Genomic DNA, 20,337 nt, shown 5'->3' on the forward strand with positions numbered 1-20,337 from the left:
TAACCGGAAGGAACTTAGATGGCAAAGAACATTATTTTGATCGGATTCATGGGAGTCGGCAAGGGCAGCATCGCCCGGGAGATCGTGAAACAGCACCCCATGGTTGCCCTCGATACGGACGACGTGATCGAAAGCATGGAGAACCGGAAGATCAAGAAGATCTTTGAAGAGGAGGGTGAAGCGTATTTCCGCGCTATCGAACAGCATGTCGCCGAGTGGCTCGAATCGGATGTGCGCAATACGCTCATCTCGACGGGCGGCGGTTTTTTCAAAGTCAAGAACCTGAAAAAGATCGGTACCGTCGTCCTGCTGCATGCGGATTTCGACACGATACACCGCCGCATCCTCGCCCACCCGAATGCGGAAAAAAAGCTCAAAAAGCGCCCACTTTTCCAGGATGAAGCCCGTGCCAGGGTCCTGTACGACGAGCGGGAAAAACACTATATGAAGGCGGCCGACATCGTCATCGATGTCGAAGGCAAAAGCCCCGAGAAGATCGCGAAAGAGATCATCAAAAAGGTGATCAGGAAATGAAAAAGCTCCTTTCCCTCCTGATGCTGACAGCCGTGTTGATGGCAGGACAGGGCATCCGGTGGGAAACGGATTATGATGCCGCCCTCGCGAAGGCGAAGACGCTGGACAGACCGATCTTCTTCGTCTTCTCCCGCCACAGCTGCAAATGGTGCCGCCATCTGGAAGAGACGACGTTTCAAAATGCCGAGGTAATCGCACGCCTCAACGGGGAGTTCGTCAACGTTGTCGCGTATACGGATGACGGCGATTTTGTCCCCGGAGCGCTCTGGAGCCCCGGGACACCGGCCCTTTGGTTCCTCGACAGCCGCGGCGAAACGATGTTCCCGGCGATCCCGGGTGCCGTCGGCGCCGCCGATTTTCTGCACGCGACGGACATCGTCTTGGAGGAGTACAAGGCGCGCCGCGCACAGAGGGGGACGCCATGACAAAACGCGTCATCATCGTCGGCGGCGGGTATGCCGGCGTCCGCGCGATGCAGCATTTGAGCGCACGCCCCTATATCCAGGTAACCCTGATCGACAAAAACCCTTTTCACTATCTTCAGACCGAAGCCTACGCGCTGATCGCCCAGCAGGCGACCCTGGTCGATGTCACCGTCGATCTGCCCGCGCTCTGCGAGAGCTATGCCTACGCCGCCTTCGTCAAAGCCGAAGTGACGGGCATCGACTTCGAGGCGAAAAAGGTCGTGACCGAGACGCGCGATTACTACTATGACTACATCATTCTGGCGATGGGGAGCAGAACCTTCTTTCCCGATACGATCCCGGGCCTGCACGACTATGCCCACGGGGTCAAAAGCCTCAAAAACGCCTTCCGCTTCCGGCAGCAGTTCGAACAGCAGCTTTTTGCGCGCATGAACAGCGAGGGGGACGAAGAGTGCCGCCGTTTCAATATCGTCGTCGCCGGGGCAGGACTCAGCGGCGTCGAGATCGCCGCCGAACTGGCGGATTACACCGGCTGGTTCATGCAGAAAAACCGGATGCTCTGCGACAGCATCGACGTCCACCTGATCGCTTCGCGCGATGAAGTACTTGCGGGCATGCACCCCTATTTGCAGGCCAAGGCGAAGGCGCGACTGCAGAAACTCGGGGTTAACGTCATTTTCGGCAGCCGCGTCGCCGCGGTGGAGCCGAACGAAGCCGTGCTCGACAGCGGCAGGAGGGTCGCTTTCGATTTCATGATCTACGCCGGCGGCATCATTGCGCCGAGGCTGGTGCATACGCTGGACGTCGAACGCAACAAAAAGGGGCAGATCGCCGTGCACCGTACGTTGGCGATCGTCGGGAAAGAGGATGCGTTCGCCATCGGCGACGTGGCGGATATCCGTGCCGAAGACGGTCGTCCGCTGCCCGCGACGGCCAACGGGGCGGAGAAGAGTGCCGCGCTTGCAGTCCTCAATCTGCTGCGCTGCAACCGCAGCGAACCGATGCTGGAACGGTCGATTCGCCTGGAGGGGTACATGGTCGCCCTGGGGCGGTTCAACGCGGCCGTCGTCATCTTCGGACGGATCAAATTCTCCGGCTTCCTGGGCTACGTGATGAAACGGCTCATCACCGACCGCTACAAGTTCCTGCTCGACAGCACGGCCTACAAGGCGTTCCGCCACCGTCCCAAAGGCTGATTGGACCGCATATGCCTCCCACGAGTCCACGGCGGAAACCCGCCGGGTGACATTCAAGAAACAAACAGGCTATAATTGCGCCAAAGAAGTATAGAAAAGAGACATATTATGGTATTTACATCGACGACCGCCGCCGACTTCGACACGATTTTCTCCACCCTGCTCGAACGCGGGAAAATGGATATCGAGCATGTCACCGCTATCGTCGGCGGGATCATCAAAGAGATCCGCAGCGAGCAGAACACAGCCCTGAAGCGCCACATCGCGAAGTTCGACCAGTGGACACCCGAAAAAGATGAAGAGCTGAAAATTGATGCGGAGGCGATGGCGCAGGCCTACACCCTGCTTGAGCCCGAATTGAAATCGGCACTGCACCTCGCCTATGACCGCATTAAAGCCTACCATGCAAAACAGCTGCCAAAATCCTGGTTCGATACGGAGAGCAACGGGACGATCCTGGGGCAGAAGGTGACGCCGGTCGACCGCGCGGGCCTCTACATCCCCGGCGGGAAGGCCGCCTATCCGAGCTCGCTGCTGATGAACGTTATCCCGGCCCAGGTCGCGGGCGTCGAGGAGATCGTCGTCTGTACGCCGACGCCGGAGAACGAACCCAATGCCCTGCTGCTGGCGGCCTGCCACCTCTGCGGCGTGACGCAGGTCTACAAGGTCGGCGGTGCCTCCGCGATCGCGGCGATGGCCTACGGGACGGAGACGATTCCCAAGGTGGACGTCATCACCGGTCCGGGCAACATCTTCGTCGCTACGGCAAAGAAACTTGTCTTCGGCGACGTTAACATCGATATGATCGCCGGTCCGAGCGAGATCGGTGTCCTGGCCGATGCGAGCGCGAATGCCAACCACATCGCGATCGACCTGCTGTCGCAGGCGGAGCATGACGAAATGGCGAGCTCCATCCTGATCACCCCGTCGGCGGAGCTTGCCGAGCAGGTGAACCTCGAGATCGAAGCCTGGCTGCAAAAACTGCCGCGCGAACAGATCGCCCGCAAGTCCATTGTCGAACGGGGAGCCATCATCGTCGCGCGTGACATGGCCGAGGCCGTCGCGCTGATGAATGAGGTCGCACCGGAACACCTGGAGGTGGCGACGGACAACCCCTTTGAACTGCTTGCTTCCATCAAGCACGCCGGTGCCATCTTCCTGGGCTACTATACCCCCGAGGCAATCGGGGATTACGTCGCCGGGCCGAACCACACGCTGCCGACCGGCGGCACGGCCCGTTTCTACTCGCCGCTGGGCGTGGAGAACTTCATGAAGAAGTCCTCCGTCATCGCATTCTCGCGCGGGGCCATCAACGAAATCGGCGAGGCGTGCGCCCTGATCGCGCATACGGAAGGGCTGACGGCGCACGAACAATCCGTCCGCGTCCGCATGGAAAACGCCGAGTAAGATAACCGCTGCTTATCCAGCGAAGATGTTCACTTTAGTTGAACATCTTCTTCAATTCTTTTTTATATTATTAAAAATAATTTTACCAACTCCGCATTTTTTACACATATCAGCCCATTTTTGATAAGTGTGTGCCACAAATTTAGTTTCAGTTAAAGTTAAATCCGATAGCATCCAGATAGCGTAAATGCCTTATAATGCCCTTATTTGCGGGGGTTTTAAATATTATAAGACATGATAATCGTACTGACGCTTTTGCATTTTCCGTTCGAAACGGAGGATACAAAAGCGTCTGTGCCGCTTAAAACTGGTGTAAGGAGAACACATGCAATTAGGCTTCCTGGTTGATCTGCATCTGTGTATGGGATGTAAGGGTTGTGAGATCGCCTGTAAAGTGGAAAACCAAGTTCCGCTTTCCACATGGCGTCTTCGTGTTAAATATGTGGACGTGGGAACGTTCCCGGAGACAAAACGGACGTTTACCCCGCTGCGCTGTAACCACTGTCACAATGCACCGTGTGAGCGTATCTGTCCGGTCAGCGCGCTGCACTACATTGACAACGGCATCGTGAACATTGACAAAGAGCGTTGTATCGGGTGTGCGGGCTGTGTTATGGCGTGTCCGTACGGCGCGATCTACATCGACCCGGAAACGCAGACGGCTGACAAATGTACGTACTGTGCCCACCGTATCGCTTCGAGCCTTATGCCGGCCTGTGTTGTTGCATGCCCGGTTGAAGCGAACATCTTCGGTGACCTGGACGATCCGACCTCGAATATCAGCAAGTATATTCAGAACCATCAGGGCGACGTTCAGGTCCGTAAACCGGAAAAAGGAACGGATCCGCACCACTACTACGTCGGCGGCGGCAACGTTCAGCTCAATCCTCTGGCATCGTTCAGAGTCGAAGGTCACCAGCTCTTTAACAAGCTGACGACACATATGCCGGTAGGAGGACACCACTAATGGTACATGAAGCTGTAGCTGCGACAAACGCCGTCGTCACACTCGACGTCGGGCTCCCGGGTATCGTCTGGGGATGGATCATTACAATGAATATGTGGGCGAAAAGCATCGGTACCGGTGTTATTTTCATGCTCTTCTACCTGATGAAGCGTTATCCGGAAGCGGCTGGAAGCCTGCGTTTCCCGGTGACAGTCGTCTCCATCGTCTTCATCCATATTTTCCTGCTGTTCACGGTCATCGACCTGCACCAGATGTTCCGTTTCTGGCACATCTTCTTTACGCCGCACTGGACATCGGCAATTACCGTCGGTGCCTGGATCGTTACGGTCCTCGTCCTCGTGCTCTTCGGTATGGCGTTCGCGACCTTCATCAAGAAGGACAACGCGCTCTTTGACAAGCTGCTTGTCTGGGCGGTGATCCTGGCGATCCCGGTTACCCTCTATACGGCGGCCATCATGGCGGAAGCGACGGCACGCGAACTGTGGCAGATGCCGACGGAAGCGGCACAGATGATTCTGGCGGCGACGCTTACGGGTTCTGCTACGGTCCTGCTGATGGGCGGCAATCTGCCGTACGAAGCGAAGCGTGACCTCGCAGTCATCCTCGGACTCTCCGCACTGGCGGCGTTCATCCTTTACATGTCCGAGCTGGTCTTCGGGCCGATCAAGGCAGAAGAGGTTGCGGCAACACTCGAAGCGGTCAAAGGCCACGGCGAGTACACGACGATGTTCTGGGTCGGACAGGTCCTGGCGTTTATCGCACCGTTCGTTCTGGTCATCCTGAGCGTGACAAACCGCTCTGCCGGCCTGCTGAAGGTCGCGGCCCTCTCCGCGATCGTCGGACTCTGGATCGTCAAGCACGTCTGGCTTGTCATTCCACAACTCTTGCCAATGAGCTAAAAAGGAATTGAAGAATGTATAAAGAAAGCAGAAGAACATTTCTTAAAGGCGCGGCATTTACGGTTGCCGGCGCCGCCGTCGCGAAGGGCGTCTTTACAACAGACGCTATCGCCGACTCGGTAGAAGAAAGCAAATTCACCAACACACCGGACTCCCTCTCCTTCTACCCGCCGCTCGAGCAGTGGGACGATTTCAAAGAACTCGACGGGGACGACTGGAAACGCGGCGGTATCGACCGCAAAGGCGTCCAGAGCGCTGAGAACCCCGAAGGTATCTATGTCAATGATTTCGCCATCGTCCCGACGGCGTGTTCCAACTGTGAGGCCTCCTGTGGTCTGACGGCATGGATCGACAAAAAGAGCTTCACGGTCAAGAAATACATGGGTAACCCGCTGCACCCGGGCTCCCGCGGCCGTAACTGTGCGAAGGGTTACGCGACACAGTCACAGATGTACGATCCGGACCGTCTGGCATTCCCGATCAAACGTGCACCGGGCTCCAAGCGCGGTGAAGGGAAATGGGTCCGTACGACCTGGGACGAAGCCATGAGCACCATCGGTAAGAAGATGAACGACACGCTCAAAACAGGCGACGAGCTCTCCCGCAAATCCCTGATGTTCCACGTCGGCCGTCCGAACGAAAACGGCTTCACGGGCCAGGTCTGGACGACGTTCAAGCAGGACGCGTTCAACTCCCACACCAACATCTGTTCCTCCGGCGGACGTACGCCGACGATCCAGTGGGCGAACGACGACCGTACAAGTCCGGACTGGGCGAACGCGAAGCTCGTCTTCCTGAACTCTTCGCATGCGGCGGATGCCGGTCACTACTTCCAGCAGTCTGCGGGCTTTATCGCCGATGCGCGTAAAAAAGGCGCACGCCTGGTCGTTATGGACCCGCGTCTCTCCAACTCCGCCGGTATGGCGGACCTCTGGATCGCGGCATGGCCTGGTACAGAGCCGGTCATCTACCTCTACCTCGCCAACCGTATCCTCCAGGAGGGGCAGGTTGACAAGCGCTTCGTGAAGAAGTGGTTCAACTGGGAAGTCATGATGAAGAACCGCAACTACCTGCAGTTCATGGTCGACAAGGGCTACATCTCCAAGATGCCGGCGGACAAAAGCTTCGACAGCTTCATCGAGATGCTCAAAGAGCTCTACGCGCCGTATACACTTGAATACGCCGTCAAAGAGACCCGTGTTCCGGCGTACAAACTTGAGAAACTCTACGAGATGTTCATCTGGGCTGGCGACGCGATCGCCTCTTACTTCTGGCGTGCGACGGCTGCGGGTAACCGCGGCGGCTGGATGTCCGGCCGTACGGGTTACCTTGCGATCGCGCTGCGCGGTGCGATCGGTACCGTCGGCGGTACGTTCTTCCACCACTGGCACGTTATCTCCGTTGCCGGCAAGGGCGGTTCCGCAACCGTCGGCCAGGGCCGCAGCGGTTCGAACGTCCCGAAAGTCGATGTCTGGAACGAACTGACGTGGCCGCCGGAGTGGCCGCTCTCTACCTATGAGATGTCCTACCTCCTGCCGCACCTCCTCACCGACGTCGAGTGGCAGGAAAAATGGAAAAAACGCGGCTTGAACGTCCCGCAGAAACTTGCTGTCTGGATCCCGCGTATGTACAACCCGGTCTGGATCAACCCGGACGGTTTCCGCTGGCTGGAAGTCCTCAAGGACGAAAGCAAGATGGAACTGACGTTCAACCTGTCACCGACATGGTCCGAGACGAACTGGCATGTCGACTACGTCCTGCCGGTCGGTCTGGCGGGCGAACGCCACGACCAGCACTCCGAAGCGACGATGCCGGCGCGCTGGACGTCGTTCCGCCAGCCGGTCATGCGCGTTGCGCTTGAAAAAGCGGGCTGGAAACCGAAGAACCCGAACCGTGCGACGCTCGAAGCGCACATCAAAGCGGGCCTCGGCGAAGTTTGGGAAGAGAACGAATTCTGGTTCGAGATGGGCTTCAAGCACGTCGACCCGGACGGCAGCCTCGGCATCAAGAAGATGTGGGAATCCAAGCGCAACCCGGGCCAGGCGGTTACGATCTCCGAGTGGTACGATGCTGCCTTCGGCGACAACCTGCCGAACCTCTACAGCACGGCGACTTCCGACCCGCGCTACAAGAACAGCGAGTTCCCGGTCTACGAATTCATGCGTGACCACGGTGCTTGGCTCGAAGAGAGCAACATCTACAGCGCGCAAGAGCGTGAGATCAAAGAGGACGGCGACGATCTGATCGCGCACGGCCACCGTTACAACAAGCACCATGTCGAGAAAGACGAAGAGACAGGCGTCCTGTACGCAGAAGCTCACGGCGACGCGTGGAAGTACAAAGACGGTAAAAAGCCGATCGGTATCGAGATCGACGGTAAGCGCATGGACGGTTTCGAAACCCTGGATAAAAAGCTCGACTTCTTCTCCGAGTGGATGGCGGACGAGTGGAAATGGCCGGAGTACGCGATTCCGTTCTATCCGCGTAACGACGAAGAGAAGAAGGCGATGCCGCATATCGTATCCCATGTCAACCACATGTACATGAATGCGGACAACGAGTTTGCGCTCAACACCGTCTTCCGTCTGCCGTACAACATCCATACGCGTTCTGCGAACTCCAAACACCTGATGGAGATCTCACAGAACCACGACCCGATCTGGATCAGTACCGAAGATGCGAAACGCCTCGGCTTCAAGCGCGGCGACGCGATCCGCGTCCGCATCACCGACACCGTTTCCAACCTGGAAAGCGGTTACTTCGTCGCGATGGCGATCCCGACAGAGGGTCAGCGCCCCGGTACGCTTTCGTGTTCACACCACGGCGGCCGCTGGAAGCTGAAAAACGCCATTACGATCCCGAACGGTGTCTCCGACGGTAAAGTCGAGGACATGCCTGCGGGTACGGGCGACCTGAACGATCCGGCATTCCTGCAGTCCTCTCCGGACGCTGCAGGTACTGCAGCCGGCGCGATCAAGATCGCCGATTACGACGGTACGACCGGCATGAACAGCTTCGGTGTTCCGACGGCAGAGATGCAGATGGACGGTAAGACGGGTAAACTCAAGTATGTCGAGGGTATCCATCCGTTCCACGCCAAGCGTTTCGCGGCGTATAACAAAGACAGCGATAACATCTGGTGGGACGGTCTTTCCGGCTCCTGGCAGAATGCCGTCGCTCCGACGCACCCGGACCCGATTTCCGGTATGCACTGCTGGCACCAGAAAGTTATCCTGGAAGCGGCGCAGCCGGGTGACAAGATCGGTGATATCGTTGTTAACTACGAGAACAACTTTAAAACCTATCAGGCATGGCGTGACGAGCTTACGCGCGGTCTGGACGCCGACTCGACGTTCCGCCGCCCGCCGCAGATCAAGCGTCCGTGGGTACCGCTCAACGAAAAAGCGTACCGCGTCGATATCAAAGACGTTTGAGTTTAATCCCTCCCACCAAGCAGGCTTTCAGCCTGTGCGGTTACAATCTCACCACATCAAAATACAATTAGGTCATAAATGGAACAGACACAAGCACGCAGCAATATCTATGCACTTCTTTCAAGAGTGTTGATGCAGGAAGCCGACACGGAACTTATCGACATTATCAACAACGATGACGCCATCTTGGAGATGATGCCGAACTACAAGGTCTGGGACGCGCGCACGACTCTTCAAAGCAGTGAACTGATCGAGAAGCACCTCAGTCCGGACTTTACCAATATCTCTTTGCTGCACCTGATCCCCTACGAGACCTTCTATACCCGCGAGGACCAGATGATCGAGACCGGCGGCGCCAACCCGGTGACCGATATGTATTCCGCATACGACTTTATGGTCGACTTCGCCGAAGCGCGTGTCGTCTCCGCTGATCATATCGGGGTCGAGATGGAGTTTATGCACCACCTCTGCGAAGCGCAGATCAAGGCGATGAACGACAATGACAGCGAAGCGGTCGAGGAACTGATGAATGTCGAGCGGGAGTTCCTGGACAAACACCTTGTCCGTTGGGCACCGCTTTACCTGCTCAATATGAAGCACGAGTCCCGCTCTCCGCTCTATTATGACGCGGCGGACATGGCGCTGGAGTTCATTCTCAGCGACTACCAGTATCTCAGTGAGACAGCGGGAGCCTGATGGCCGGAATTACCTTAAACCCGGGACGCTGCGTACGGCAGCTCAGTACGCTGAGCACCTGCAACAGCTGTATGACGGCATGCCCGACCGAGGCGCTTGTCGCAACGGAGAACGTCCCCGCCGTCAACCAGGCGGCCTGTGTGGGCTGCGGCGGATGTGCCGGGGCGTGTCCGACAGAGGCGATCAGTGTCGACGATTTCAGTGCAACGGAGTTCTTCTTTGCCTTTGCCGGCGATGCGGACAACCTCGTCTCCTGCCGGAAAAACGTCCCCTGTATCGCGGCGCTCAGCGTCGACCACCTCTTTTCGCTTGCCTCCCTGAAGGGGGGGATCCGTCTCGATACGGGCCACTGCGAAGGGTGCGAGATTGCCTCAACCTGCCGCCCGCAGTTCGAGGCGCGCGCCGAAGAGGCCTCCTACCTGCTCGATGCGATGATGAGCAGTGCCGGGATCGTTTTCGAAGATGTGGCCTTTGAAGAGGAAGCGGACGCGGAGGAGAGTGACCGCCGCGGCTTTCTGCGCGCGTTCAACCTGAAGACGCTGGCGGAGGGGAAGGCGAAGTTCGAACGCGAGGTGGAGACGGCGACGGATGAACTGATCCGCCACCAGCTCGATTCGACGGCGATCGCCCAGCTGCGGAGCAAGACGCTGCCGGATAAACGCAAACTGCTCTTTACCGCGATGAAACGGGCCGACCGTCCGTCGGAATACCACGTCGTCGACGCTTCCGAACTGACGCTGGCCTCCCAGAAGCTGATGGACGGCGACAAATGTACCGCGTGCCAGATGTGCTACCGCGTCTGCCCGACGGGGGCGCTCACCAGCGACATCAAGGGGGCGAAGATCGATTTCGACGCGATGATGTGCGTGCGCTGCCATCTCTGCCATGATGTCTGTGAGCCGGACGCGCTGACACTGTCGTCCTCTTTCAACATGAAAGAGCTCTTTGAGCCGACGCAGCAGCGCCTCGTGACTTTCACTGTCCGTAACTGCGACGAGTGCGGCAACCCCTTTACCTCCCTTGCCGGGGAGCGGGTCTGCCACCGCTGCCGTATCGAGGAGGAGGAAGCACGCACCCTCTGGGGCATAGGAGAGGATCAGTGAAGAGTGCAAAAAGCGCGGCTTGCTGCGTGCGGACCTGCCGCCGAGGCAAACCCAGTGTTAACGTAGGTTCAGGGGCTTTCAAGGAAACATCGCAAGCGAGCGGTACCCTTGTTTTGCTCCGGAACCGTATGGAGCCAAAATGAATGAAGCCAATCAGATAACACAGGTAACGAAGCTGTATGGCTTCATTGCAGAAGAGGCGCAGCAGAACCGCTTTGCCGTTACCCTGAACAAGCGGTTCAAAGCCGCCGGAGACGATGCGATGATGATCCCGATGAACATCCGTCCCGACGACTTCTACTTTACGCTTTCGAATATGAAGCAGTCGCACGTCAACGGTGCGGTCATCGGTCCGGAGTACCAGGAACAGGCGCTCGAGATCACCGACGCAGCTTCGGAACTGTGCGAACGTACCGGGCTGTGCGATACCGTTGTCGTCGCGAACGGGCAGATGCACGGGGAGCTGCTCATGCCGCTTGCGCTGAAGCAGATGGCGGAGAAAAGCGGTGTGAAACGTCTCGCCCTGATCGGCGCCACGCCGCTCGCGGGGGCGGTGGCGCTGAGTTTTGCAGCCGGTACGGTCGCGATGTTCGATCCGTGGATCGAAGATCTGATGGCACTGCAGCAGCGCCTCGGCACCGAGCTCGACATCAACCGTCTGGCGGAGGGGATGGACATCGACCTTTCCGGGTACGATATGGTGATCAACCTCTCCGAGTTGACGGAGCTTTCGATGATCAGTGCCCTGCCGCCGCTGAACCTCGACCTCAAACAGCCCCGTCAGCCCTCGGCGCTGCAGCTGCGCTGCATTGAACTCGACCGTGCCTACAGCGGCTACGAGAGTCTGCTGGACATCATGACCGGGACGGTCTATAATTATTTGACAAAGGAAAAGAGATGAATCATCATGATCTGGATGACCTGAAAGCGGAATTCGACAAGTTCGTCCGCGAAAAATGTACGACCGACGAGAAAGGCAACCCCGTCGAAAATGAATACGATGCCGGGGACGCCGTCGACGATGAGCCCGTTCCGGCATTCGTTGACGAGCTGGAGAACAAGCTGCTCGCACCGGTCCTCAGCGGTGTCTACCTCTCGCGTATCGACATCAAGCGCATCTCACAGGCCCTGGACGAATCGCTGCCGATCAAAGAGCGCAAGAAGATGATCAAGGCACTTTTCCGCCATACGACCTCCAAAGAGTGGCTGCGCGGCGCATTCGACGAGATCAACAACCACATGGACGGACGTATTCTCATCTACCGTCAGCTCGGGGAAGCTTTCCCGGCAACAAAAGCGATCTTTGACGAACATATCGCCAAGGCTGAGAAGACGAAGCGGATGTTCGACCAGATCGTCGCGGATTTCGAAGAGATCGAACCGACTGACGAGCCGATGATGGTGTAGGGCGTGCGCGTTACGCCTGTATGAGATACTATAAGGTTATGGTATAGTATATGCCTATAAACGGTGCCTTGCACCGTAAGGAGTTATTATGAACAGAAGAGGTCTTCTTGCCCTTGCATGTATCGGAGCACTCTGTGTCTTCCCGGTCCAGGCGAAAAACGACAAACACGGTGATCTCCCTCCGGGGCTGCAGAAAAAAGCCCGCAGCGGCAAGCCCCTTCCTCCGGGCTGGCAGAAAAAGCTTCAAAGAGGCCAACGGATCGATCGTGCTGTCTTTGAACAGGAAGCCGTGATTATCGCTCCCCGTGACCGTGACGGTCTCCTGACCGTCCGTATCGATGGTAAAGTGGCCCGGGTCGCTGAAAAAACGCTGGAAATCGTCGATATTCTCCAGCGGTAATCATGCGCGGCCTACGCTTTGCCGTGCCGCTCCCGGCGTGTCGGACGGCGCCGATCCCTTTTTCCCGTCCGAGTAACCCATGAGCTTTGAATTTCCCTGGCTGTTTTTACTGCTGCCCCCGCTGTGGTACTGCCTCTACCGCTGCCGCGAACGTTTGAGCCCGCGCTATTTCGTCCATCTTGAATTTTTTGCCGTACGGCGGGGTTGGTTCAAATGGCTCTGGCTGCTGCGTTATTTTGCGGTGCTGCTGCTGGTCACTGCAATTGCCTCTCCCGTGACCGTCGACAAAGACGATCCGCTCAACCGCCAGGGGGTCGATGTCGTGCTGGCCCTCGATGCCAGCGGCTCGATGGGCGCCTCGGGCTTTGATCCGCAGAGCCGTGAGAGCCGCTTCGACATCGCCAGAAAGATCGCGAAGCACTTTATCGTTGACCGGATCGGGGATAACGCGGGAGTCGTCATTTTCGGCGATTTCGCTTTTATCGCCTCGCCGGTGACGTACGAAAAAAACGTGGTCGCGGAGATGATGGATTACCTCGTCTACGGTATGGCGGGGCAGAATACGGCCATCGGTGAGGGGATCGCCATGGGCGTCAGGGCTTTTGAAGACTCGCAGGCGACCTCCAAGGTGCTTATCCTTCTGACCGACGGCGAGCACAACAGCGGGCGGGTATCGCCCAAGGAAGCGACGGCCCTGGCCGTCAAACACGGCATACGTATCTATACCGTCGGGATGGGCCGGGAAGGGGAGTTCGACGAAGCGATGCTCCGCCGCATCGCCGATGAGAGCGGCGGCGCATTTTTCGCCGCCTATGATCCGGAAGCCCTGACCGCGGTCTATGAAGCGATCGACGGTCTGGAGCGCTCCCGGATAAAATCGGAACGCTTCCTGCGCAAGCAGTACTACTACGCCTGGCCATTGGGAGCGGGGATACTTCTGCTCTTCTACCTCTGGCGCAGGGAGGCGCTGTCATGACGTTGCTGACCCCGCTGTGGTTCTGGACGCTGCTCTTCTTGGCTCTTTATTTTGTCTACCTCCGTCAAAGGGGACGCGGTGTCGTCTGGAATCTGCGAAGCGTTTTGCTGATGACGGCGATCGGGCTTGGTATTGTCGCGCTGGCCCGTCCGGTATCGCTGCAGGAGCCGGTCTCGATCGAGCAGCGCGGCAGCGACGTCATCTTCGCCGTCGATATTTCCCACTCCATGCAGGCGGCGGACATCGCCCCGAGCAGGCTGGCGGCGGCGAAAAGCCTGCTCTCTTCGGTGGTGGAAGCCGACGATGCGAACCGTTTCGGCGTGCTGGCCTTTACGACGAACCCGGTGATCCTGTCGCCGCTGACCCGCGACGACGAACTGCTGCTGCATCTTTTCGCAGGGCTGGATACCTCGATGGTGATGACACGCGGGACCGAGATAGGCGGAGCGTTGAAACTGGCGCGGAAGCTTTCGCGCTCCGAGCATCCCATCGTCGTCCTCCTGACGGACGGTGGTGATAGTCTGGGGTACTCCCAGGAGGCGGCACAGGCCCGTGCAGCGGGACTGATTGTCAATGTCGTCATGCTGGCGACGCCGTCGGGGGGAACACTGAAGGCGGAGGACGGCAAACTGTTGCGAGATGAAGAGGGAGGCATTGTCGTGACGGCGCGCAACAGCGCGATCGGCGCCATCGCCGACGCGACCGGAGGCGTCGTGATCGACGGGGCCGATGCCGGGGCGTTGGCGGCGGCCATCAAAGCCCAGGGGATGCAGGATGTCCGGGAGAAACGGAAGATCATCCTCTACCGGGAGTATTTCTATTATCCGCTTGCCCTGGCACTGCTGCTGGCCATGCTGGGAATGACGGATCTACTTTCACGGTTAGGAGGGCGTCGTGCATAGCCGTCTGAGCCACATCCTTTCCACACCCGCCGTCATGGCATCGCTCCTGGCGCAGGGATGGCGCGGCATGTCGCGATACAGAGGGCATCGTGCACTTCTTCCGGTGCTGCTCGGACTCTTCGCGGCCGTGCTGTCGCTGCTCCTGCTGCTGCTGTGGGAAGCGACGCTGCCGTATCGGGCAGAGCAGGCATACCGTGAAGCCGACTACAACCGCAGCGCCGCGCTTTTTGTGCGGATGGAGGGGGCGGCGGCACAGTATGATGCGGGCAATGCCTGGTACCGTTCGGGCGAGTACGAACGGGCATTGCAGTATTACAGTGCGCTGGAGAAGGTTGAAGGCGCCTTCGGCGCGTCGGTCTGGTTCAACCGTGGCAATACCCTTGTCCGTCTCAAGGAGTTCGCGAAGGCCCGGGAGGCCTTTGCCCGCTCCCTGGCGCTGCGGTATGACGAGGAGGCCCTTGCGAATATGATGCACATTCTGGCGGCGGAGGAGCAGGACCATATGCTCACCGGGCGGCAGGAAGGCAAAAAGCGCGCCCAGGACCAGGCGGCCGAACGCAGCGAAGGCGGTCCCAAGAAAGAGGGCGGGGGGAGCAACCAGCAAAGCAGTGCCGAACGACGCTCCGGGGCCGGCAGCCAGGGCAAAAAAGTGGAGCGTGAGGAGCAGCTTGAGTTCTCGAACAAAGGCAACAGCCGTCTGAGCTCGAAACAGTATGAACTGATCAATCAAAGGAATGTACATGAAACGAAGCCCTGGTAGCGGAGTGTTGTGGGCGTTGCTGCTGTTGCCGCTGCTCTCCTGGGCGGCGGAGACAGCCTATACCTGGAGCGCCGCGGCGACGAAAAAGAGCGTCGCGCAGCATGAAGCCTTCGCCGTTGAATATACCTGCCGTTTCGATACGGAGGCCTATGCCTATATTATCGCCTTTGATCCGGCGCAGGAGACCGAGGCGTACCGTATCGAACCGCAGAGTACCGATGAGCAGATCGTCGACGGGCGGCGGGTCAACCGCTACCGCTTCACCGTCTTCCCAAAAAAAGCCGGGCGGCTCACCCTGTCATTTAGCGCAATCATGGAGCATACGACGAAGGCTTCCATTGAAAATGCCGTCATCGGCCGGGACAACGTTGAAAAGCTCGATTATACGTCGAGAACCGTTTCGCTGCCTTCGCTTAGCGTGGAGGTCAGGCCGCAGGAGACGGCCTATGCCGGACATCTGGAGCTGACGCTTGCGGTCGACAGCGAAAAGGTAGACGCCTTTACGCCCGTCCAGGTGGCCGTAAAGCTGGAGGGGGCCGGCAATCTCGACGTCATGGCGCCCTTTGCCCTTGAGATACCGAATGCCAGCCAGTTCACCGACGGGGAGCAAAAGCAGCTTCGTCTGGGCGATAACGGCTATGAAGGAAGTATCAGCCAGCAGTTTGCCATTGTGGCCGAGCACAACTTTACGGTACCCGCCCTGCAGCTCTCCTATTATGATACGGAGCGGAAGCGGACGGTAACGCTGTCGACACAGGCGCATGCGGTGACGGTGAAGCCTGCCGCCGCAGCCGGGGAGCACAAAGCGACGTCATCGCCGACCGCCGAAGTGCCGGCGCAGTGGAGCGCGTCGTGGCTGCACCTGCTGTTGGCGCTGATCGCCGGGATCGTCATCGGGCGTTTTCTGTTGCCTGTTCGTGTCGAATCGGAGGCGCTGTCGCTGCCGGAAAAGCTGCAGCGCTGCAGGGACCCGAAACGCTTCGTCGCCTACCTGGCCATGGCGGATGCCGAGAAGTACCGCACGATGATCGATGCAATCGAGGCGAAAATGAAGGCGGGGGAGAAGGTCGACCTCTCCTCCTACAAACGGCAGCTTTAGCAGCGCCTCTGGCGATGAGGATAGAATAAGGGTTGCATCTGGCATGGAAAAACAGAGAGCGCATTTGACAAAAATACTCCGTTTCAAAACTGCAGCGGGCATCTTCCATGTCGCCCGCGACGGCGGCGGGCGTTACCATATCCTTTTCAACGACGAGAGCATGGGCGACTACGGCGATATGATCGATGCGATCGAGGGGTTTGTTCACGAGAGCGGGTTTTACATCATCCACCCGGAGATGGCCTATCCCCTTGACACCTTCGATCTCGGCATTCCTGACGATATCAGCGGCTGGGAGCCCTGCTGATTCAGAGTTCGAAAGCCTTTTTGAGTTTTCGGAGAGCTTTTTTTCGTGCTTCGTAGAGCGCAGCGCACTCCTGAGAGGGGTGTTTGTCGCAGAAACGGTGCAGCCATGCCAGCTGGTTGGCCGCATCCTGGATGGCGCCGAAATGTTCCAGGTGCTTCTTGGCGTTTTTGATCTTGCGTTTGGCATCGACGAGGCCGGCTTCGTCCAGGAACTCCAGGACGTAGCGCGCCTGTTTGTAACGCAGACGGATCTCGTGGATCTCTTCCTCTTTTGAATCCTCTCCGAGAGCCCGCCGCGCTGTTTTTGCCTTTTCGTAAATGGCCTCGCCCCGGCGAATCAGCCTCCCTTTTCGCTGGTCCAGTTTCAGGGCTTGGACATCGGCGATCAGCAGATCGATCGTTTGGGCGAAACGCCGGGGCGTTTCGGGGGGCCACCGCTTTTTATACTGTTTTTCCCGGTAGCGGGTCAGGGCCGTATGCAGGTTCGGATAGGATTCAGAAGAGAGCGCGTCCAGAAAGACATCGGTCTCGCGCAGGGGATTGGTGACTTTGAGCATCGATTTGGCAATAGCGTCCGGGGCGTAAAGATGATGGGTGTAAGCCGAAAGGACGGAGCGGAACCGTCGCAGGGCGACCCGAAAGCGGTGCAGGGCCTCGATATCGGCAGCAGGACCGACAAGGGGGAGCTGCTCGCTGGCGGTTTGGAGCTGCCGGATCAGGTACGATTTTAAAAGCGCGCTTTCCATGGTGGATTATTATAGTGCAATTTTGTTACAGACTCACTTCAAAATGAAATCGGCGTAGATCGGAAGGTGATCGGAGTACCCCTTTCCGATGTGGTGTTTGGGGTAGGTGCGGCTGCGCTGCCAGCGGTTGGGCGCCCCTTTTTTCGTCACAAGGTACTCCGGCTTGAAGCGCGCGAAACTTCCCCTGACATACTCATTACCTTTATGGTCGGCGAGGGCGGGGGAGATGATGATATGGTCCAGGGCCTCATTCTGGCCGTAGAAGCTGTGGCTCCAGCGCTGCAGTGCCGGCAATTCGTACCAGAGGTCGTAGGCGCAGGAGGGGCAGCGGGCCAACTCCTCCAGGGTGATCCCTTTCTCGTCGCGCATGGTCATCAGCACGTCGTTGATGCCGGTGATCCCGTCGGTGTCGTTATGCTTGCGCTTGCGGGCGAACAGGTGCTTTTCGTCGTAGTCGGCGTTGAAGTCCCCCAGCAGGACGTATGAAACGCTTCCCAGCGCATCGAGCCGCGCTTTCAGGGCTTTGGCCGAGAGTATGCGCAGGCTTTCGGGGCCCGATTTGCTTTTCCAGTGGTTGACGAAGACGTAGAGCGGTTCGCCGCCGGTCTCAAGGCGCACCTCGAGGATGTTGCGGATCCGGTTGCCGTTGGCGACCGCGATTTCACGTTTGACCTTGACGGGAAGGCGCGAGAGCAGCGCCGTTTTGACGACGCTCGGTTTGGCGTCGGCAATGGCGCGGTGGGGAAGGTACCACCCGGCGCGTTTGACCGCCACCTGCAGATCGCGCAGGGCCCGGTCCGATTCGATCTCCTGCAGGCCGATGACGTCGGGTTTTATCTCGGCGATGACGCGGGCGATATGGTTGAGTTTTTTGCGGTAGTTCTTTTCGTTCCACTGCCAGGGTGTGTCGGGGATATACTCGGCGTACTCGTTGCCGCTGCGTTCGAGGTCAAAGAGGTTCTCGACGTTATAGGTTGCGATGCGCATGGGCTCTCCTGCAAACAGCAGCAGCGGCAGCAGCAGTGCCGCGAGGAATTTGATCACGCCTCAATGCCGCTCAGGCGCAGGAGGCTCTGCGTTTCGGGTTCGCGTTCCATCAGCTTGTAGAAAAGCACCCGCATGCTCTCGGAACCGCCGCGTCCCAGAACGATGTCAAGGTAGCTGCGCCCCAGGGCGGTATCGAAGACCCCCTGGTCAACGATGGCGAAGAAGGCGTCGGCGCTGAGGACCTCCGCCCATTTGTAGCTGTAGTATCCCGCCGCGTATCCGCCGGCGAAGATGTGGGAGAAGCCGTTTTGGAACTTGTTGTACGACGGGGGCGTGAGCAGGGCGGTACGTTCGCGCACGGCGTCGAGGACCGCCTGGACGTCCGGAGTCTCCTCCATGTGGAGGGTGAAGTCGAAAATGGCGAACTCCAGCTGGCGGAGCATACTCATCGCCGACTGGAAGTTCTTGGCACGGACCAGTTTGTCGATCATCAGGTCGCTGATGACGTCGCCGCTCTCATAGTGTTTGGCAAAGAGCTTCAGTACCTGCGGCTCGTAGGCGAAGTTTTCCAGGAACTGCGAGGGGAACTCCACGGCGTCCCACTCGACCCCGTTGACCCCGCTGACCCCGTTCTCGTTGACGGTGCTGAGAAGATGGTGGATGGCGTGTCCCGTCTCGTGGAAGAGGGTGACGACGTCGTCGTGGCGCAGGAGGGAGGGAGTCGAAGCGCTTGAGGGCGGGAAGTTGCAGACGATAAAGGCGGAGGCGAGCTGCTCGTTGCCCTCTTCGTCGAGGCAGTGGCTCTGCCAGTTATGCATCCATGCCCCGCCGCGTTTGCTCGGGCGCGCCTCGAGATCGAGGTAGAGGCGGGCACGGAGCTGGCCGTCGACGTAGAGGTCGTGGGCCGTCGCCGTCTCATGCCAGAGTGCAACCCCTTCGGCCGGGCGGATGCTGACGCCGAAGAGGCGGTGGAGGAATTCGAAAAGCCCTTCGACGACGGAGTTCTGTTCGAAGTAGGGGCGGTACTCCTCCTCGTCGATGTCGTAGCGGCTCTTCTTGAGCTGTTCGCCGAAGAAGGCACTGTCATAGCTCTGCAACTCCGCCGCACCGGCGAATTCGCGCAGTTCGGCGAGTTCGCGCTGCCCTTGGGCCATGGAGGCGTCGGCCAGTTCGTTCAGGAAGGCCAGGACGGTGTCGGGGTCCTTCGCCATCTTCGTTGCCAGGGAGCGCTCGGCGTAGGTCTCGAAGCCGATCAGGCGGGAGGCCTCTTTGCGCAGGGCAAGGGTCTCCTCGATGATTTCGGCGTTCTCGGGGGCGCGGGTCGTATAGCCCTTGTAAAGCGCTTCGCGGATCTCGCGGTTGGGACCGTAGGTCATGTAGGCGATGTAGGAGGGCATCTGAAGGGTGAACTTCCATGCCGTCTTGCCCTCTTCGGTCTTAAACGCGGCGCTCTCGATGTCGCTCTTGGGCATCCCCTCGACGTCGGCGGGGTCGGTGATGACGTATTCGAAGGCGTTGGTGGCGTCGAGCAGGTTCTGGGTAAAGGTGTTGGAGAGTTCGCTTCGGCGCAGGCTGATCTCGGCCAGGCGTTTTTTGCTAGCCTCGTCCAGGTGGGCGCCGCTCAGCTCGAATCCCTGGATGTTGAGGTCGATGACGCGCTGCTGTTCGGGGGAGAGCAGGTCGTATGCGTTGGCCTTGATCGCTTTGAATGCCGTATAGATCTCGAGGTTCTGCCCGATCTCGGTGCCGTACTCCGTCAGCAGCGGCAGGGCGGCGGTGTAGACCTCCTGGGTCTTGTCGCTGTTGTTGACGGAGTGCAGGTGCGACATCGGCGTGAAGAAGTGCTCAAGCCGCTCGTCGAGCATCTCGAAGGGTTTGACGAAATTGGCATAGCTCTTTTCCTCGATGGCGAGAAGGGCTGCGATCTGGCTGCGTCCTTCGTCCAGGGTGCGTTGCAGATCGTCGATGAAAGTCTCCAGGTTGACCTTAAAGGGTAAAAAAGGTGCTTTGCTCATTGATATCCTTCCTATCTTTGTTGAAATATTACCTCAAGATGCTGATACGTGATTAAACAATGGCAGTTATAATAGCCG

General features: G+C 58.5%; 20 protein-coding genes. 17 read left to right on the forward strand and 3 right to left on the reverse strand.

The features are described from left to right. The first annotated feature begins 18 nt into the window (after positions 1 to 18). The 17 genes from WCX72_RS05020 (at position 19) to WCX72_RS05100 (ending at position 16,512) form a co-directional block, all read left to right on the forward strand. A complete protein-coding gene (locus WCX72_RS05020) occupies positions 19 to 534 on the forward strand; it encodes a shikimate kinase (RefSeq protein WP_345971222.1) in 516 nt (171 codons plus the stop codon). Continuing rightward, positions 531 to 959 carry a DUF255 domain-containing protein gene (locus WCX72_RS05025; RefSeq protein WP_345971224.1) on the forward strand — a complete coding sequence of 143 codons (429 nt, stop codon included), beginning with the start codon at positions 531 to 533 and terminating at the stop codon, positions 957 to 959. Before WCX72_RS05020 ends, WCX72_RS05025 begins: the two co-directional genes overlap by 4 nt. Then, positions 956 to 2,155 (forward strand): FAD-dependent oxidoreductase, encoded by a 1,200-nt coding sequence (locus WCX72_RS05030; RefSeq protein WP_345971226.1) that lies wholly within the window; start codon positions 956 to 958, stop codon positions 2,153 to 2,155. The genes WCX72_RS05025 and WCX72_RS05030 overlap by 4 nt, the downstream gene beginning before the upstream one ends. Positions 2,156 to 2,263: 108 nt before the next feature. Then, complete coding sequence (gene hisD, locus WCX72_RS05035; protein ID WP_345971228.1) at positions 2,264 to 3,562, forward strand: histidinol dehydrogenase; 1,299 nt, start codon at positions 2,264 to 2,266, stop codon at positions 3,560 to 3,562. Between the two features lie 325 nt (positions 3,563 to 3,887). Next, a complete protein-coding gene (locus WCX72_RS05040) occupies positions 3,888 to 4,529 on the forward strand; it encodes a 4Fe-4S dicluster domain-containing protein (RefSeq protein ID WP_345971230.1) in 642 nt (213 codons plus the stop codon). Then, positions 4,529 to 5,428 carry an NrfD/PsrC family molybdoenzyme membrane anchor subunit gene (gene nrfD, locus WCX72_RS05045; RefSeq protein WP_231020990.1) on the forward strand — a complete coding sequence of 300 codons (900 nt, stop codon included), beginning with the start codon at positions 4,529 to 4,531 and terminating at the stop codon, positions 5,426 to 5,428. The genes WCX72_RS05040 and nrfD overlap by 1 nt, the downstream gene beginning before the upstream one ends. Before the next feature lie 14 nt (positions 5,429 to 5,442). Further along, entirely contained in the window at positions 5,443 to 8,862 is a 3,420-nt protein-coding gene (locus WCX72_RS05050; protein ID WP_345971232.1) for a molybdopterin-dependent oxidoreductase, read from the forward strand. A 78-nt stretch (positions 8,863 to 8,940) separates the two neighbouring features. After that, positions 8,941 to 9,558: a molecular chaperone TorD family protein gene (locus WCX72_RS05055; protein WP_231020992.1), complete on the forward strand. Its 618-nt coding sequence runs from the start codon at positions 8,941 to 8,943 to the stop codon at positions 9,556 to 9,558. Further along, complete coding sequence (locus WCX72_RS05060) at positions 9,558 to 10,661, forward strand: 4Fe-4S binding protein (protein WP_345971234.1); 1,104 nt, start codon at positions 9,558 to 9,560, stop codon at positions 10,659 to 10,661. The genes WCX72_RS05055 and WCX72_RS05060 overlap by 1 nt, the downstream gene beginning before the upstream one ends. A gap of 139 nt (positions 10,662 to 10,800) precedes the next feature. Continuing rightward, the gene (locus WCX72_RS05065) at positions 10,801 to 11,562 is read left to right on the forward strand and encodes a hypothetical protein (RefSeq protein WP_345971236.1); all 762 of its coding nucleotides are present in this window, start codon (positions 10,801 to 10,803) and stop codon (positions 11,560 to 11,562) included. Further along, positions 11,559 to 12,068, forward strand: a complete 510-nt coding sequence (locus WCX72_RS05070; protein ID WP_345971238.1) for a hypothetical protein — start codon at positions 11,559 to 11,561, stop codon at positions 12,066 to 12,068. Before WCX72_RS05065 ends, WCX72_RS05070 begins: the two co-directional genes overlap by 4 nt. A gap of 88 nt (positions 12,069 to 12,156) precedes the next feature. Further along, the gene (locus WCX72_RS05075) at positions 12,157 to 12,468 is read left to right on the forward strand and encodes a hypothetical protein (RefSeq protein ID WP_345971240.1); all 312 of its coding nucleotides are present in this window, start codon (positions 12,157 to 12,159) and stop codon (positions 12,466 to 12,468) included. Between the two features lie 79 nt (positions 12,469 to 12,547). Further along, entirely contained in the window at positions 12,548 to 13,444 is an 897-nt protein-coding gene (locus tag WCX72_RS05080; protein WP_345971242.1) for a VWA domain-containing protein, read from the forward strand. Then, a complete protein-coding gene (locus WCX72_RS05085; protein WP_345971244.1) occupies positions 13,441 to 14,346 on the forward strand; it encodes a VWA domain-containing protein in 906 nt (301 codons plus the stop codon). Before WCX72_RS05080 ends, WCX72_RS05085 begins: the two co-directional genes overlap by 4 nt. Then, positions 14,339 to 15,106 carry a tetratricopeptide repeat protein gene (locus WCX72_RS05090; protein WP_345971246.1) on the forward strand — a complete coding sequence of 256 codons (768 nt, stop codon included), beginning with the start codon at positions 14,339 to 14,341 and terminating at the stop codon, positions 15,104 to 15,106. The genes WCX72_RS05085 and WCX72_RS05090 overlap by 8 nt, the downstream gene beginning before the upstream one ends. Continuing rightward, positions 15,087 to 16,205, forward strand: a complete 1,119-nt coding sequence (locus tag WCX72_RS05095) for a hypothetical protein (RefSeq protein WP_345971248.1) — start codon at positions 15,087 to 15,089, stop codon at positions 16,203 to 16,205. Before WCX72_RS05090 ends, WCX72_RS05095 begins: the two co-directional genes overlap by 20 nt. A gap of 64 nt (positions 16,206 to 16,269) precedes the next feature. Further along, positions 16,270 to 16,512: a hypothetical protein gene (locus WCX72_RS05100; RefSeq protein WP_231021001.1), complete on the forward strand. Its 243-nt coding sequence runs from the start codon at positions 16,270 to 16,272 to the stop codon at positions 16,510 to 16,512. A 1-nt stretch (position 16,513) separates the two neighbouring features. Here the strand turns inward: WCX72_RS05100 and WCX72_RS05105 are convergent, their stop codons facing one another. From WCX72_RS05105 to WCX72_RS05115, 3 genes are read right to left on the reverse strand one after another with little or no spacing between them, the layout of a single operon-like run. Next, on the reverse strand, positions 16,514 to 17,257 hold the full coding sequence (locus WCX72_RS05105) for a CHAD domain-containing protein (protein ID WP_345971250.1): 744 nt from the start codon (positions 17,255 to 17,257) through the stop codon (positions 16,514 to 16,516). A gap of 33 nt (positions 17,258 to 17,290) precedes the next feature. Next, the gene (locus WCX72_RS05110; protein ID WP_345971252.1) at positions 17,291 to 18,301 is read right to left on the reverse strand and encodes an endonuclease/exonuclease/phosphatase family protein; all 1,011 of its coding nucleotides are present in this window, start codon (positions 18,299 to 18,301) and stop codon (positions 17,291 to 17,293) included. Beyond that, positions 18,298 to 20,259 carry a M3 family metallopeptidase gene (locus WCX72_RS05115; protein WP_345971254.1) on the reverse strand — a complete coding sequence of 654 codons (1,962 nt, stop codon included), beginning with the start codon at positions 20,257 to 20,259 and terminating at the stop codon, positions 18,298 to 18,300. Before WCX72_RS05115 ends, WCX72_RS05110 begins: the two co-directional genes overlap by 4 nt. Positions 20,260 to 20,337: the final 78 nt, after the last annotated feature.

Origin of the sequence: Thiomicrolovo immobilis (assembly GCF_039645955.1) — a bacterium.
GTDB classification, from domain to species: Bacteria; Campylobacterota; Campylobacteria; order Campylobacterales; family Sulfurimonadaceae; genus Thiomicrolovo; species Thiomicrolovo diazotrophicus.